The following is a 15,863-nucleotide window of genomic DNA, read 5'->3' on the forward strand; positions in this document are numbered from 1 at the left end:
ACCATGCGTCTCCTTGCGGGGATGGTCGATTTTCTGGATGCCCGGCTGGGTATCCGCGAGCTCATCCGAGCCAACCTGACTGGCTACCTGGTGCCGCGGCAAATCAATGTCTGGTACGCGCTGGGGTCTGTTCTGCTGACGCTCTTTGCCGTCCAGGTCGTCAGCGGCATGCTGCTGCTGATTTACTACGTGCCGCACGCGGACTTGGCCTATGACAGTGTCCACCGGATCATGAACGAAGTGCCCTTCGGCTGGCTGTTCCGCTATCTGCACGTCGTCGGCTCCAATGTGATCGTCATCGTCCTGCTGCTGCACATGCTCTCCGTTCTCTTCATGGGGAGCTACAAAAAACCGCGGGAACTCAACTGGCTTTCCGGATTCATCCTTCTCAACCTGACCTTCGGCCTGTGTCTGACCGGCTATCTCCTGCCCTGGAGCCAGTTGTCCTTCTGGGCGACCACCGTCGCCACCGATGTGGCAGGAGCCGTGCCCTTTGTGGGGGAGGCACTGGTGAACATACTGCGGGGCGGCACCATGGTTTCAGAGGCCACGCTGGGACGATTCTTTGTCCTGCATGTCATCGGCCTGCCCCTGCTCCTGGCCCTTCTCATCGGATTTCATCTCTTTTGTATCCGGCGGGTCGGCATTTCGACCCCTCCCTTCGCATCAAGTAGTCAGGGATCAACCGCAGGCAATCCGCCACCGGATGCCGCTGCCGGCGATATTCCCTTCTTTCCCAACATCATCACCAAGGATCTGGCGGTCAACGCCTTTGTCTTTGCCGTCTTTATGGCTCTGACATTTTTTGCGCCCCACCTGTTTATCCCGCCGACCGCCTTTACACCAGCCGATCCCTTTGTGACGCCCCCCGGTATCAAGCCCGAGTGGTATTTTTTGTGGGCCTATCAGACCATGAAAATCTTTCCAAGTGAATTCATGGGGCTGGCCGCCCAGGGGGCCGCCATGACCTTTATTGCGCTGCTGCCTTTCATCGACAGGGGGACGGAACGCCGGCCTGCCCAAAGGCCCATCTTTGTCACCTGTTTTGTCCTCGGACTGCTCCTGTTTGCAGCCATTTCCCTATGGGGGCACTACTCATGAGAATAACGGTTCTTCTGCTTCTGGGGGTGCTGACCTTTCCGTTGACAGCGGTCTCAGCGGCTGCCGTAACGAATCCAGCGCAAGCGACCGTCTGTTTGCAATGTCACAGCGGTCAGGCCGGAAGCCTCGGTCAGCCTGTGCCCCAATGGCGTCAGAGTATCCACGCCGAACAGGGCGTCTCCTGCCACCATTGCCACGGCGGCGACCCCACGGATGCCCCGATGGCGATGAGCCCCGAAAGGGGATTTATCGGAGTGCCGGCCCCTGAGCAGATTGCCGACTTCTGCGGACGTTGCCATATCGGCGTGCTCGAAGACTACCTCGCCAGCGCTCATGGCAAAGCACCCAACAGTGCAGGCCCCCAGTGTGTGACCTGCCATGCTGCCCACCCCGTTAAAAAAGCCAGTCTCGACCTCATCAATCCCCAGGCCTGCGGGCAATGCCACGGATATGAGCGGGCAGGCGAAATTCGCAGCGCTCTGGCGGATACCGACCATGAAATCGTCGAACTGGAAAAAGAATTGGATCTGCTGCATCGCCAGGGGGTGGCCATTGACACCCTGCAGAAGTCGCTGTTCTCGCTGCGCAACGAGTATCACCGGCTCTTTCACAGCGTCGATCTGCTGAAAATAAACGCCGAGACGGAAAAATTCAGGGACACCCTGCGCCAGATGCGTCGGCAGGTCGATGCCATTCTCGACGAGTTGGCAAGCCGCAAGGTCTACGGCGCCATCGTCGTCGGCTTTTTTGTCCTGGCCGGGTTCGTGCTGCTGTTGATTCGCAAGACCTACGAAGAGGAAGAGTGAAGCGCGCCACTGAACCGCCCGAGCGCAAGAATGCGGTTGCAATTCGCCAGGAGATGGTTTATATAGGACAGCCCATGCGCGATTAGCTCAGCTGGATAGAGCGTTGGCCTCCGGAGCCAAAGGTCACAAGTTCGAATCTTGTATCGCGCGCCAAAAATTCAAGGGATTTCTGATGGTTGAAAGACTGTTGGAAGTCCTTTTTTTGTGTGTAAAACCTTGGTGGGGACAATTCAGTGTCCCCGTTTTGTCCCCGTAAATTTTATTGGATCATTTTGTGTCATTTTAGAAACTGTCCCCGTTTTGTCCCCGAGCCATCACCCTCTCCCGGAAGCCTGTCAGGAATTTCTTTAATGTGCGGTCCAACCGGAGAGTGTTCGACTGGGACAACAGCTCTTTACATAAAAAGATTTAACCGCCTTTATTAGAAAGCGCAGCGAGTACCTAATATCCCGTAGCAGTCTTCGCTGGTACCTGATATCCCGTAAATCGCTCTTTGTGGATACAGATGGGATATCAGGTACATTTGCGCTTGAATTGAGCAATCAGCCCGTGATGGTGTACCTGATATCCCGTCAATAGGGTTCATGCAACATGCAGGTAATAAACTCTCTATCTCCTGCGGGATATCAGGTACATTTTTTTGAGGCTTTTATTGCGATCCGCAGGGTGTACCTGATATCCCGTTCAGGGCTATACCTAATGTCCCGCAGGACAGGCCCGACTGACTTTACGGGATTTCAGGTACACTTCCGCACTTGCCGTCAACCTCTTTCCATTTAGCCCGCAAGAAAATAGAGGCTGGTTCAGGATAGGCTTTGGCCATCCTTTCTTTTTACAATTTTTCCTTGTCTTTGTCGGACAGGGAATCAAGCCAGCCTTGAAAAACCTTCTCTTCGATGGCTTCGCGCTGCTTCAATAGATCTTCCTGGCGCCTTTTTTCTTCCTCAAGGGCCTTTTCTAGCGGGTCCACATACCCTTGCGGCCGGCGATAATGTCCCTGCTGTTTCAGGCTGGTGAAGAGATACGAGGCCGGCTTTCCCACAACCCTCCCCTCTTTGTCCACCATCTTTCCGTGAGCAAGTTCCCATTCGGCATAATCCAGGGATTTAATGATGAGATCGAGAGATCGACAACGCGTATGCAGGTCGTTTACAATCTGATGAATTTGAGAGCTTTGAAAACCTTCCCCAAAGAGGTGGGGATACCACTCCTGCATTTGTTCGTCGGTCCAAGACAGTAGTTTTTCGACGAGCGGATCTAAGATAGATAGATTTTTATCTTCTAAAGATCTATCTCTCTTAGAGGGGGATAGTGGCTGCCACTCTGGGGGGGTACTGGTATTTTTTTCCTCATCAATAGGGCCACAAAAAATGATTTTTTGTCCGTGTTTCCTTTTCTGTTTATCGTAGGCTTGTTCGCCAGCCAAAATGATACCTGCTTCTTGTAACTGGGGCAGTTTTTTTTTTACCATGCCTTTGGAAATATCCAATTATTCAGCTATTTCCGTTGTAGATGTGAAGAGAATCCTTTGGTTGGCTCTTTGTAAATATTTTAGGGTCATGACTAGAACAGGTGTAATAAAACTATGCTAACCTGTTGTCATGACAATGAAAAACAAGTACGCAAATCGTTCATTTCAGAAGCCAAATTTCGTGAACTGGTGAAGCTTTTTGCCCTCAATTTAGAGGCCACCCAGATTGCTGAATTGACTGGGCTGAACCGTAATACCGTCAATCGTTTTCTCCGGGCGATTAGGGAACGATTAGCGGAATTTTGTGAACAACAGTCACCTCTTTCAGGAGAGGTTGAAGTTGATGAATCCTTCTTTGGCGCCCGCCGGACCAAGGGGAAACGTGGGCGTGGTGCTTATGGAAAAACCATCGTCTTTGGTGTCTTTAAACGCAATGGGAAAGTCTATACTGAGATCGTCCCTGACTGTTCTAAAGCCACACTGCAAGCGATTATCCGAGGCAAGGTAGCGCCTGAAAGCGTTATTTACTCAGATGGCTGGCGTGGATACAATGGCCTTGTCGATGTTGGTTACGGTAAGCATCTGCGTGTCGATCATGGCCGAAATGAATTTGCCAGGGGCAAGACCCATATCAACGGCATTGAAGGCTTCTGGGGATTCGCTAAATCCCGGCTCACCAGGTTCAGAGGTATGAGTAAAGCAACCTTCTACTTACACCTCAAGGAGTGCGAATTTCGTTTTAACTTTCGTGACCAGAACCTCTACCGGATCATCCTCAATATTGTCCGTATGCATCCGCTGTTCTAGTCATGACCCATATTTTATTATTTTTTTCTGTGCGGACCCCCTAAATAAACTAATCGCCCGAGTATAAGATGCCTCGTCAAGGACAGGGACAAAACCTTTTTCTATTGCCTTAGAGGGGGTCCACTCAGGGGGGCTAGGGTTGCTACTAATGGGGTCTACGGGGGCCACCGGTGGCGGCCCAGGGGTCTACTCAAGGGGTCTTTTTTTCTTCATTTTTATTTAAAATACCACCTCTCGGCGAATTTATTTTTTGAATATTTTCCCTGATACGTCTATCTCGCTCCAAATCCTTTGAGGAGAAAGTGTCAGGGTCGATAGGGCCCTCTCCGAATAGATTATCGAGGTGTTCATCCAGCCAATGCTTTTCAGCCACAGGCCTTTTCCTCCATATCAACTACCGCCAAAAACTCTTCAACAAGAGCGCGAAAGTTCTTCGCTCCTGTTGAATTCGGGGACTGCCTTATAATGGTGTTCTGGTGTTTTTCCGTCTCCAAAAAGGCCGGGTTTATTAGGGATGACGGTTTTAAAACGCTTTCTTCTCCAAACTGCTTTTTAAGGGCGCTTATGGCCGCCTGAGGAAAAAGTATTGGGATCAATGAGACATAGCTTTTTCCAGTGATAGGTCCGTGTATGTTAATGGTGTATAACACACCTGCCACTCTGGTCTGCTTCTTTTTCTTCATTTTGAGGGACAAAGAGTTGATTTTTCTACCCCTCAATTATTTAGGTGGCCTTGGCCGTGTGGGCTTTTTTCCTGGGGCGGCCCCGTTTAGCCGTTGGCTGTCTTTCGGGTGGATCATCCGTGCTGGGTTTAGCTACATTGGTTGATGGAGATTTTGCACGATCATCCAGCCAAGCCAATAGTTTGTCAGTCGGATAAATTACTGTTTTCCCTACCTTTAATCTTTCTGGACCCTTGCCTGCGCTGTCAAAATTTCTCATTCCACGGGGTGTGAGCCACGCGAAATAGGTACTGATTTGGCTCCGCTCGATGAAAGGTGGATAGTGATCTGAGAGGCTTGAAAAGGTGAAATCTGCCATGTGTCCTCCTTTGTTTTGTGGGGACATTCTGGCACGATTTCTGGGGCCAAAATTGCACGAAAAAGGGCCGAAAAACGACCTTTTCGCTACTTTCTCAAATTGTTTCATGACTTTTTGTGGTTTCTCCTGGCCTAGAGAGTAGCCGCAATTTGGCAAAGCAAGTTGGTTGAAAGTTTTAGGGGGGGCGCACCTCATTTTGGGAAAAAACAGGCAGCTATCGATAACTGGATCTCCAGGCACCAGGGTTATCGGGTAAGTCAGCGGGTTCGCTAGCGCTTCGAGGAGACCTTCTGGTAGCTCATGACCACCGGTTGCCTTCACAAAATGAGACATTAAGGTTTGCTTCGGGTTGGTTAGATGGGTTCTCAATGACAGCCTTATACCCTAGTATGAATGTGTAACTTGATCTGAGAGCGTATGGAAGAGGTCGACTAAGCCTCGTCTCTGCGAGGATTCCCTCTAGATAGGGGCGAACTAGCTGAGCTCAGAAAAAGACTGCCAAAGATCTCAAAAAGTGCTCAATGGAGCAATAGTCCTTAAGTGATATGGATTTTTTTAATGGCCTGCTGCACCCCATCCACTTCTCAAATTTCTAGTTAGGCCACTGCAGGTAGGGTGCTTCCGGTGATGTCTCCTACTAGTCAGCAATTATCAATTCAGTAAGTTAGAGTTCTATTTACCTTCTGTGGTGTTCCCTAGGAATTTACCGGTTGCTTTAATTGTTGTGAGTAAAATTTAATTCAAATATCAGGAAATCCCTGATAGACGTCAAAATTCAATTCGTATAGGGTCTGAGTGTTAAAACTTATGAATCTTGTTTTTTGTAGCACTTTCCGTCGCAGGTCTCTTGTCCCACCGCAGGGCGGGTTCAAAATATCTCATCTTCTATAGATAGATAATTGGGATATCAAGGGGAAGTGTAAATATAAATTCGTTGGGAAATCTAAACTTAGGAGGGCTTGCGGGGTACGATGTGACCATTTTTTATGCACATTCGACAGATTCTAAAGACAAATCTGAGTGGCAGCTTCTAAGCGAACACTTGCATAATGTTGCAAGGATTGCCGAAAAACTAGCATCTGTTTTTGATGCTGGTGAATGGGGGCGCATGGCAGGCCTACTGCACGATGCTGGGAAAGCGACAACAGCCTTTCAACGACGGTTGGAGGGAAATCCGGAGCGTGTCGATCACTCAACCTTTGGGGCGCGACTTGCACTAGAATCCGCCGGGAGGCTGGGGCTGCTTCTCTCCTACGTGATCGCAGGTCATCACGGCGGCTTGCCCGACGGTGGCCCCCAGGAAAGAGAACTCCATTACAAACTCAAAAACGGAAAAATTTCCGAAGAAATTACAACGCCACCAGGTCTCGACGACAAAAAGGAATTACTTACACCGTTTCGGCTGAATCCGAAAGATCATCCCGGTTTTAGCTTGGCCTTCTTCACCCGGATGATTTTCTCTTGCTTGGTTGATGCCGATTTTCTCGACACCGAGGCTTTTTGCACACCGGAGAAAAAAGCAGATCGGCCGGAAACCGATCCCCAGCAGATTCCCCACCTGAAGTCTCTCTTGGACTCGCATCTAGCCGAGTTGCTAGAACACGCCGCACCGACCCAGGTCAACCTGCAGCGCCGCGAGATTCTGACCCAGGTTCGCGCCAAGGCCGTGCTGCCGCCGCAGATCTTCTCCTTGACCGTGCCGACCGGTGGCGGCAAGACCCTCTCTTCTCTCTCTTTCGCGTTGGACCACGCCGCTGCCAATGCGCAGCGGAGGATCATTTATGCCATCCCGTTCACATCAATCATCGAGCAGAACGCTGCCGTCTTTCAGCAGATCCTCGGCCGCGAGGCGGTTCTGGAACATCACTGCAATTACAAGGAGACAGATGATCCTGAAGAGTCCGCCTACGACCGTCGGCGCGGGCTGGCGGTGGAGAATTGGGAAGCGCCCCTGGTGGTGACGACCAACCTCCAGTTTTTCGAATCGCTGTTCGGAAACAAGCCGTCGCGCTGTCGCAAGCTGCACAACATTGCGGGCAGCGTAATCGTTCTCGACGAGGCCCAAGCAATTCCAACCGAATATCTTGAACCCTGTCTGCTATCACTGCGTGAACTGGTCGAGCATTACGGCTGCTCGGTGGTGCTCTGCACCGCTACCCAGCCGGCGCTTGACGACCAGAACAGCGTACGCGCCGCCCTGCCTGAGATCCGTGAAATCATCGACGAACCGCAGCGGTATTACGAGGCCCTCTCCCGGACCAAAGTGGAATTTGTCGGGACTTTGGCGGATGACGAATTGGCCCGCCGAATCGCCGCCGAAAAGCAGGTGCTGTGCATCGTCTCCACCAAGACTCAGGCTCGCACCCAGTTCGAACAGCTAAAGGGTGAGGATGGCGTCTATCATCTCTCGACCAACATGTATCCTGAGCATCGAAGGCGAGTGCTTGACCATATTCGCATCCGTCTCAGAACCGAGCCGAAGCTCCCCTGTCGCGTCATTTCCACTTCCTTGGTTGAAGCCGGGGTCGATCTCGATTTTCCCGTGGTTTACCGCGCCATGGCCGGGCTCGATTCCATCGCCCAGGCTGCTGGGCGCTGCAATCGCGAGGGTCGGCTGAATGATATTGGGCAACTCGGGCGGGTGTACGTGTATGCGCCTGAAAAGCCGCCTCGCATGCCCTGGCTCAAGCGTTGCGCCACGCGTGCCGAAGAGACGCTGCGCAGTCACCCGGGGTGCGATCCGCTTGGACTGGCCCCGATGCGACGCTATTTCGAACTAGTCTACGATGTGGAGGAGCTGGATAAAAAAAAGATTGTCCGGCGCCTGAATCCGCATCTCACCCCGGAACTCTATTTTCCATTCCGCGAGGTTGCGCAGGACTTCCGATTTATCGAGGACGAAAGCATCGGTGTGATTATCCCGCAAGAGCCGGAAGCCGAGGCCCTTGTGTGTCGGTTATATTACGCCGAACATTCCGGGACAATTCTGCGCAAGCTGCAGCAATACAGCGTGGCTGTGAGGACAAAGGAATACCGTGAATTGGATGTATCTGGTGCGCTGGAGGTTATTGACGGCAAATTCCCAGTTCTTCGGAATTTTGCAGCCTATCGCGATGATGTTGGTTTGTGTGTCGACAGGGGGGAGGTTTGGGAATCGGAAGACCTGATCTGTTAATCGAGTTGATTCAGCAATCAAGGAGGAAGCCTATGGCGTATGGCATCAAACTACGGGTCTGGGGTGATTATGCCTGCTTCACCCGCCCAGAAATGAAGGTCGAACGCGTTTCGTACGACGTCATGACCCCTTCGGCAGCACGTGGGATTCTGGAGGCGATCCACTGGAAACCTGCGATTCGTTGGGTGATCGACAAGATCCACGTGCTCAAGCCGATCAAGTTCGACAACATTCGGCGCAATGAAGTCAGCTCCAAAATCCCCAAGCCGAATCCCGCCACCGCGATGCGGGACAAGAAGCCGCTCTATTTTCTGGTCGACGACGGCAGCAACCGCCAGCAGCGCGCCTCAACCCTGCTGCGCGACGTCGAGTACGTCATCGAGGCGCATTTCGAGCTGACCGACAAGGCCGGCGCCGAGGACAACGAGGGGAAGCACCTCGACATCTTCCGGCGGCGGGCGTCAAAGGGGCAGTTTTTCCACCAGCCCGCTCTGGGCTGCCGGGAGTTTCCTGCCAATTTCGAGTTGATCGATGACGAAATTCCCGCCTCTTGCTATGCCGGCCAGAACAAGGATCTCGGCTACATGCTTCTCGATATCGACTTCGGCAACGAGATGACACCGCTCTTTTTCCGGGCACAGATGGACAACGGCATTATCTCGCCCCCGTCGCCGCTGGCAGGGGAGGTGCGCGCATGATGCTGCATGCACTGAACGGTTATTATGAGCGGATGATGGGCGAACCCGACGCCGCGATGCCTGGCTACGGCACCAGCATTGAGAATATCTCCTTTGCCTTGGTGCTCGGCGAAGATGGTTCGCTCAAGGCGATCGAGGATTTGCGGGCCGAAAGAGGCAAGGCCAAACGACCGCGCAAAATGCCGGTGCCGGCAGCGGTGACCAGAACATCGGGGGTCAAGGCCAATTTCCTCTGGGATAAGGCAACTTACGTATTTGGTGCCGATGCCGAGGGGCCGACGAAGAAGAATCGCGAACGCTTCGATGCCTTCAATGAATTGCTGTTGGAGGTCGGTAAGGATATCGAGGACAGCGGTTTTCTGGCGGTCAGAAATTTTTTGCAGCAGTGGGATTGTGGAAAAAGCGAGGGAGTAGTAACCCGCTTGCAAGAGTCATGGGAGGAGGTTGCCAGTGCCAATCTGGTTTTTCGCCTTGACGGCGTGCCCGGATTTATCCATGACCGACCGTTGATTCAGCAACAATGGCTGGCCTACGGGCAGAAAGATTCTGACGCCCCTTCCGGGCAGTGCCTGATTACCGGCGAGGAAGATGTCCCCTTGGCACGCATCCACACGCCGATCAAAGGGGTGCGGGGCGGGCAGACCTCCGGCGGCTATATCGTCTCCTTCAACGCCACGGCTTTCGTCTCCTACCAGCAGGACAAGGCCTCGGTCGCCGAAACCTCGGCCTTCGCCTACACCACCGCGCTTAACGCATTGCTGACCGGCGACAGTCGCCAGAAGATCGTCATCGGCGACACCACCTATGTGTTCTGGGCGAAAAAAGCGACCGCAGCCGAAGGCTTTCTCGCCGACTTGTTCGATCCGCCGCAGCAAAATGCGGAAGAACCGGCGGAGCAGGACGACCAGAAAACCACTCAGGATATTCACGGCCTGCTTAAGGCTATCCGCGACGGGCGCAAGCCGACCGATTTCATGCCCGAGTTGAATGAGGACGTAAGTTTTTACATCCTCGGTCTGGCACCCAACGCCGCGCGGCTGTCGATCCGCTTCTGGCAGGAAAATAGCCTGGGCGAACTGCTGGAAAAGGTCGGTCGGCATTACCGGCAAATCAATATCGTGCGGCAGTTCGACAGCGAGCCGGAGTTTCCTCCCCTGTGGCGCTTGCTGGTGCAGACCGCAACCCTCGGCAAGTCGGAGAATATCTCGCCGGTGCTCGCCGGCGGCCTGACCCGGGCCATGCTGGCCGGGACGCCCTACCCGCAGAACCTGTTGTCCGTCGTACTTGACCGCATCCGTGCCGAGCACAATGTCACTTATTTCCGCGCCGCTTTGATCAAAGCCTACTTAATGCGCAATAAACGAATGGAGGTTCCCGTGTCTCTCGATCAGAGCAGAACCGATCGTCCCTATCTGCTGGGCCGGCTCTTCGCCGTGCTGGAAAAAGCCCAGGAAGAGGCGGTCCCCGGAGCAAACGCCACGATCAAGGATCACTATTTGGCAGCCGCTGCCGCCACGCCGGGGCAGGTGTTTCACCTGCTTCTGAAAAACTTGGCCAACCATATCGCAAAACTGAAGAAAGACCCTGAAAAAAAAGGGCGGGCGTTTCATTACGATGTCATGACCCAGGACATCGCCGCGAACTTCACGGATTTTCCCAAGACCATGAAGGCCGAAGAGCAGGGGCTGTTCATGATCGGCTACTACCATCAACGTAAAGATTTCTATACTAAGAAAACTCAGGAGGGATAAACGATGACCGCAATCGCCAACCGTTACGAATTCGCTCTGTTGTTCGATGTCCAGAACGGCAACCCCAACGGTGACCCCGACGCAGGCAACATGCCGCGCGTCGACCCCGAAACCGGCCACGGCCTTGTGACCGATGTTTGTCTGAAGCGCAAGATCCGCAACCATGTCGCCCTTGCCAAGGAGGGGGCCGAGGGTTTCAACATTTACGTGCAGGAAAAGGCGGTCCTCAACCAGGCCCACGAAATGGCCTACAAGGCCTGCGAGCTCAAGTCCGAAGCCAAGAAGTTGCCGAAAAAAATCGAGGACGCGCAGAAGGTTACCGGATGGATGTGCGCCAATTTTTACGACATCCGCAGCTTCGGCGCGGTTATGACCACCGAGGTCAACTGCGGGCAGGTGCGTGGGCCGGTGCAGATGGCTTTTGCCAGGAGCGTCGAGCCGATCTTGTCACAAGAGGTCAGCATCACCCGCATGGCGGTCACCAATGAAAAGGATTTGGAAAAAGAGCGCACCATGGGGCGCAAACACATCGTCCCCTACGGTTTGTACGTCGCACAGGGGTTTATTTCCGCGCCGCTGGCCGAGAAGACGGGCTTCACCGACGAAGACCTCGAACTGCTCTGGAACGCATTGGCCAATATGTTCGAGCATGACCGTTCCGCCGCTCGGGGAATGATGAGCAGCCAGAAACTGTTCGTCTTCAAGCATCAGGACAAGCTAGGCAACGCCCCCGCCCACAAGCTCTTCGACCTTATCGACATCAAGCGCAATGCCAACACCGAGGGGCCGCCGCGGTCGTTCAAGGATTACGATGTGACGGTCGAGCCAGCGCCAGCCGGGGTGGAAATTATTGAGAAGTTGTAATGATCCCCGAATCCGACTACATCATGCTCTCGGCCCTGCAGCATTACCAATTCTGTCCGCGCCAGTGTGCACTGATCCACATCGAGCAACAATGGACAGAGAACCGCTTTACTGCGGAAGGCAAGGTGCTACACGAAAGGGCTGACAGCAAAAAGAGCGAGTGGCAGGGAGACGTGCGTATTGTGCGCTCCCTGCCGATCTGCTCGCAGAGGTATGGATTAAGTGGCAAGGCCGATGTGGTGGAGTTTTATCCCGATGGCAGCGTCTTCCCGGTGGAATACAAACGCGGCCGACCGAAAGCCGACCGTTGCGATGAGGTTCAGCTCTGTGCGCAGGCACTGTGCCTTGAAGAGATGCTGAATGTCACTATTGCAAGAGGCGCCCTGTTTTATGGCCAGAAACGCCGGCGCAGGTCGGTCGATTTTGACGAAGATTTGCGTCATCTGACAATGGATATCATCCAGAAAACCCGACAGATGATTGACTCGGGGCGAACGCCAACGGCGCAGTATGACAAAAAATGTGACTCCTGTTCGCTATTGAGTGTCTGTTTGCCGAAAAGCTGTGCAAGGGCACGATCGGTGCGTCGTTACCTTTCCGGTATGGTGAGGGGGATTGATGAGGAAAATGCTAAACACCCTGTATGTGACGGCCCAGGGCGCCTACCTACATAAAGAAGGTGAAACTGTAGTCGTCAAGGTGGAGCGGGAAACCCGCCTACGCTTGCCGATTCATACCCTGAGCTCCATCGTCTGTTTTGGCCAGGTTAGCTGTAGTCCATATTTGCTTGGACACTGTGCAGAAAACGATGTCTCTGTCAGCTTCATGACCGAATACGGTAAGTTTCTTGCGAGAGTGCAGGGGGCTGTGTCGGGCAATGTGTTGCTGCGGCGCGAGCAGTATCGTCGGGCGGATTGCGATCAGTCTTCGGCTCGACTGGCACGAATGTTTGTTCTCGGTAAGGTGGCCAATGCCCGGCGTAACATCCATCGAGCCCTGCGTGACCATTCGGACAAAGTTGCAGCAGCTGGCATGGAACAGACATGTAAGACGTTGGCGCATTACACCAAACGATTGCTTCAGGAAGAGGGTTTGGACAGCGTCCGTGGCATCGAGGGCCGCACCGCACGGGATTATTTTGAACAGTTCGACCACCTGATTGTTGCTCAAAAGGAAGATTTTATCTTTGCCGGACGCAATCGACGTCCGCCCCTCGACCGGGTCAATTGCCTGCTCTCATTTACGTACAGCCTTCTTCATCACGATGCCCGTTCTGCGCTGGAAACTGTAGGGCTCGATCCAGCGGTTGGTTATTTGCACCGGGACAGGCCGGGGCGACTTGGGTTGGCTCTCGACTTGATGGAAGAGTTCCGTCCGATGCTTGCTGATAGGATGGTTCTGTCATTGATTAATTTGGGCCAAGTTAAAAAGAAAGGCTTCACAATTACCGAATCGGGTGCAGTCTTGATGGATGACGACACCCGCAAAGCTGTATTGGTTGCGTACCAGAAGCGTAAACAGGAAGAAATTGACCATCCTTTCTTGCAAGAAAAAATACCGATCGGGATGCTGGTGCACGCGCAGGCGCAACTTCTGGCCCGTTATCTGCGAGGCGACATAGATGACTATCCGCCCTTTGTGTGGAGATAAGTCATGATGGTGCTGGTCAGTTACGATGTTTCAACCATCGACCGCACAGGTGCCAGGAGGTTGCGGCGAGTTGCAAAGATTTGCCAGAACCATGGTCAACGAGTGCAGTATTCCGTGTTCGAATGTCTTGTTGACCCGGCACAATGGACTTTTTTGCGGCAGCAGCTTGTAGAAGTGATAGATGAGAACCAGGACAGTTTGAGGTTTTATTTTCTCGGGGCTAACTGGCAGAAGCGCGTAGAGCATATTGGTGCCAAGCAAGCACTGGATCAGGAGGGGCCGCTGATTATCTAGCGAACCTCAAGCGGTGGAGATTTGTGTGGGAGGTTCGCGTAGCCAGAAGTCTTTGAAAGTAATCGATAAATCTGAATGGTCGATTTAAAACGTGTTTTTTTTTATGACTTTAGCAATGGTTCGCACAAGGTCGAAAAGAAACAATGCATAATCATGCTGTTATCAGCATGCGGTCGCCCCCCGCACGGGGGCGTGGATTGAAACTGTTTTAAGCTGTTAAAACGGCTAGATATGTCAAGTCGCCCCCCGCACGGGGGCGTGGATTGAAACATTGCCTGGTCAACGGAGCGCAGTGGAATGGGCTGTCGCCCCCCGCACGGGGGCGTGGATTGAAACTTACCGTACCAAGCGGAAAAGGACAAGGTAGACCGTCGCCCCCCGCACGGGGGCGTGGATTGAAACGTCGCCAAATGTAGTCAATCCTTGCAGTGCTGAGTCGCCCCCCGCACGGGGGCGTGGATTGAAACAGACCGTTGCTAACACGATGAAGGTTACTCAGCAGGTCGCCCCCCGCACGGGGGCGTGGATTGAAACTCAGCCCCGGTTTGTAGGTGCGCTCGAAAGATGAAGTCGCCCCCCGCACGGGGGCGTGGATTGAAACTGTTGAAAGTCAAACGGGAAGTCAGACACATAACGTCGCCCCCCGCACGGGGGCGTGGATTGAAACAAGTCTTGCCTGCTCAAATTGTAACACGGCAGTCGTCGCCCCCCGCACGGGGGCGTGGATTGAAACTATCCGATCTTGATGAGACTGCGATCAGGTATGGAAGTCGCCCCCCGCACGGGGGCGTGGATTGAAACTGGTACTCAGGGATTGCAGCTTTATTATAACTCGGTCGCCCCCCGCACGGGGGCGTGGATTGAAACACGGTCAACCTCCCATCCGCTATCAGACCTGAAGGTCGCCCCCCGCACGGGGGCGTGGATTGAAACTCGATGAAAACGGCAAGCCTGTATTTACCCCAGGTCGCCCCCCGCACGGGGGCGTGGATTGAAACCGCTTTCCGCTATGGAAACAGACATAGGGATAAAAGTCGCCCCCCGCACGGGGGCGTGGATTGAAACTCAAAAAACAGCATAAATAAACTAACCGGAGTTTGTCGCCCCCCGCACGGGGGCGTGGATTGAAACAGGACGCAAGACTCGATGTGCCCTTGCTGATGGAGTCGCCCCCCGCACGGGGGCGTGGATTGAAACTGCGATAACCTCGACGCTGCTATCGAAGCCCACAAAGTCGCCCCCCGCACGGGGGCGTGGATTGAAACAACTCGAAGGGAGAAAGTAATGGAAAATTGGAAAGTCGCCCCCCGCACGGGGGCGTGGATTGAAACATGTTCGGTGGTGTGGTAGGTGTTGTTTTGATGGCGTCGCCCCCCGCACGGGGGCGTGGATTGAAACTTTGGTACAGGGTTGGCACAAACTGGGTAGACCGTCGCCCCCCGCACGGGGGCGTGGATTGAAACAAAAGGGTGTTCCCCGCCTGTTTCGACACGGAATGTCGCCCCCCGCACGGGGGCGTGGATTGAAACCCGTTACGCTCGCCCGCTATTAGAGGGTTTGGGCGGTCGCCCCCCGCACGGGGGCGTGGATTGAAACTACCTTATTGGCTATTAAAGCACCGAAAGCCTCTTGTCGCCCCCCGCACGGGGGCGTGGATTGAAACGAAAAGGGCTTGATGACCCTCGGGGAAACCTCATGTCGCCCCCCGCACGGGGGCGTGGATTGAAACACGCTGGAAGGCTCGCACATGGCTACAGTGGGCGAGTCGCCCCCCGCACGGGGGCGTGGATTGAAACCTCGTTGGTGCAGGGCATATGCTTACCGACACCGGGTCGCCCCCCGCACGGGGGCGTGGATTGAAACACTGAAATGTATGCGGAGGGCTTGATTAAATGAAGTCGCCCCCCGCACGGGGGCGTGGATTGAAACACGGCTCAAGACCACATGGCAACTTAACGGCCTTGGTCGCCCCCCGCACGGGGGCGTGGATTGAAACTTCGTCGGCACGTACAATCTGCGCCGCTACTTTATGTCGCCCCCCGCACGGGGGCGTGGATTGAAACGAGATTGACGGAGTAATCTATCAGGTGGTGCTTGAGTCGCCCCCCGCACGGGGGCGTGGATTGAAACGATGTAGATTGGCACGTAACCAGATAAGGAGATAGTCGCCCCCCGCACGGGGGCGTGGATTGAAACTTCCAGGAT

General features: G+C 53.9%; 13 protein-coding genes, 1 tRNA gene, 1 pseudogene and 1 CRISPR repeat array (1 of these 16 running past the window's edge). Of the genes and pseudogenes, 11 read left to right on the top strand and 4 right to left on the bottom strand.

The window, feature by feature from the left end; translation table 11 throughout:
• The first annotated feature begins 3 nt into the window (after positions 1-3).
• The 3 genes from AOP6_RS03825 to AOP6_RS03835 all read left to right on the top strand — a co-directional run bounded on the left by AOP6_RS03825 (position 4) and on the right by AOP6_RS03835 (position 2,060).
• Complete coding sequence (locus AOP6_RS03825; protein ID WP_155875305.1) at positions 4-1,101, top strand: cytochrome bc complex cytochrome b subunit; 1,098 nt, start codon at positions 4-6, stop codon at positions 1,099-1,101.
• Positions 1,098-1,907, top strand: a complete 810-nt coding sequence (locus AOP6_RS03830) for a multiheme c-type cytochrome (RefSeq protein ID WP_213194744.1) — start codon at positions 1,098-1,100, stop codon at positions 1,905-1,907. The genes AOP6_RS03825 and AOP6_RS03830 overlap by 4 nt, the downstream gene beginning before the upstream one ends.
• A 76-nt stretch (positions 1,908-1,983) precedes the next feature.
• Positions 1,984-2,060: transfer RNA gene (locus AOP6_RS03835), tRNA-Arg, on the top strand.
• Positions 2,061-2,739: 679 nt separating this feature from the next.
• Here AOP6_RS03835 and AOP6_RS03840 read toward each other — a convergent pair.
• A complete protein-coding gene (locus tag AOP6_RS03840) occupies positions 2,740-3,396 on the bottom strand; it encodes a hypothetical protein (RefSeq protein WP_155875307.1) in 657 nt (218 codons plus the stop codon).
• A gap of 112 nt (positions 3,397-3,508) precedes the next feature.
• Between AOP6_RS03840 and AOP6_RS03845 the strand changes: the two are divergent.
• Positions 3,509-4,185 (top strand): annotated as a pseudogene (locus AOP6_RS03845) (IS1595 family transposase).
• Positions 4,186-4,375: 190 nt separating this feature from the next.
• Here AOP6_RS03845 and AOP6_RS03850 read toward each other — a convergent pair.
• The 3 genes from AOP6_RS03850 to AOP6_RS03860 are packed head-to-tail and all read right to left on the bottom strand — an operon-like array spanning position 4,376 to position 5,226.
• Positions 4,376-4,558 carry a hypothetical protein gene (locus tag AOP6_RS03850; RefSeq protein ID WP_155875309.1) on the bottom strand — a complete coding sequence of 61 codons (183 nt, stop codon included), beginning with the start codon at positions 4,556-4,558 and terminating at the stop codon, positions 4,376-4,378.
• Positions 4,551-4,880 carry a hypothetical protein gene (locus tag AOP6_RS03855; protein ID WP_155875310.1) on the bottom strand — a complete coding sequence of 110 codons (330 nt, stop codon included), beginning with the start codon at positions 4,878-4,880 and terminating at the stop codon, positions 4,551-4,553. Before AOP6_RS03855 ends, AOP6_RS03850 begins: the two co-directional genes overlap by 8 nt.
• 28 nt (positions 4,881-4,908) lie before the next feature.
• Positions 4,909-5,226: a hypothetical protein gene (locus tag AOP6_RS03860; protein ID WP_155875311.1), complete on the bottom strand. Its 318-nt coding sequence runs from the start codon at positions 5,224-5,226 to the stop codon at positions 4,909-4,911.
• 973 nt (positions 5,227-6,199) lie between these two features.
• Between AOP6_RS03860 and AOP6_RS03865 the strand changes: the two genes are divergently transcribed.
• Genes AOP6_RS03865 through cas2 form a run of 7 tightly spaced genes read left to right on the top strand, consistent with a single transcriptional unit; the run spans position 6,200 to position 13,658 of the window.
• Positions 6,200-8,401, top strand: a complete 2,202-nt coding sequence (locus AOP6_RS03865) for a CRISPR-associated endonuclease Cas3'' (protein ID WP_213194745.1) — start codon at positions 6,200-6,202, stop codon at positions 8,399-8,401.
• A 32-nt stretch (positions 8,402-8,433) separates the two neighbouring features.
• Positions 8,434-9,099 (top strand): type I-C CRISPR-associated protein Cas5c, encoded by a 666-nt coding sequence (gene cas5c, locus AOP6_RS03870; protein ID WP_155875313.1) that lies wholly within the window; start codon positions 8,434-8,436, stop codon positions 9,097-9,099.
• A complete protein-coding gene (gene cas8c / locus AOP6_RS03875; RefSeq protein ID WP_155875314.1) occupies positions 9,096-10,850 on the top strand; it encodes a type I-C CRISPR-associated protein Cas8c/Csd1 in 1,755 nt (584 codons plus the stop codon). The genes cas5c and cas8c overlap by 4 nt, the downstream gene beginning before the upstream one ends.
• Positions 10,851-10,853: 3 nt before the next feature.
• The gene (gene cas7c, locus AOP6_RS03880) at positions 10,854-11,714 is read left to right on the top strand and encodes a type I-C CRISPR-associated protein Cas7/Csd2 (protein ID WP_155875315.1); all 861 of its coding nucleotides are present in this window, start codon (positions 10,854-10,856) and stop codon (positions 11,712-11,714) included.
• Between the two features lie 2 nt (positions 11,715-11,716).
• Positions 11,717-12,388 carry a CRISPR-associated protein Cas4 gene (gene cas4, locus AOP6_RS03885; RefSeq protein ID WP_155877636.1) on the top strand — a complete coding sequence of 224 codons (672 nt, stop codon included), beginning with the start codon at positions 11,717-11,719 and terminating at the stop codon, positions 12,386-12,388.
• The gene (gene cas1c, locus AOP6_RS03890) at positions 12,333-13,364 is read left to right on the top strand and encodes a type I-C CRISPR-associated endonuclease Cas1c (RefSeq protein ID WP_155875316.1); all 1,032 of its coding nucleotides are present in this window, start codon (positions 12,333-12,335) and stop codon (positions 13,362-13,364) included. Before cas4 ends, cas1c begins: the two co-directional genes overlap by 56 nt.
• A gap of 3 nt (positions 13,365-13,367) precedes the next feature.
• Complete coding sequence (gene cas2 / locus AOP6_RS03895; protein ID WP_155875317.1) at positions 13,368-13,658, top strand: CRISPR-associated endonuclease Cas2; 291 nt, start codon at positions 13,368-13,370, stop codon at positions 13,656-13,658.
• A gap of 172 nt (positions 13,659-13,830) precedes the next feature.
• Positions 13,831-15,863: a CRISPR direct-repeat array (repeat unit 32 nt; unit sequence GTCGCCCCCCGCACGGGGGCGTGGATTGAAAC) (it continues 123 nt past the right edge of the window).

This window comes from Desulfuromonas sp. AOP6 (genome assembly GCF_009731355.2).
In the GTDB taxonomy this organism is placed as follows: domain Bacteria; phylum Desulfobacterota; class Desulfuromonadia; order Desulfuromonadales; family SZUA-540; genus SZUA-540.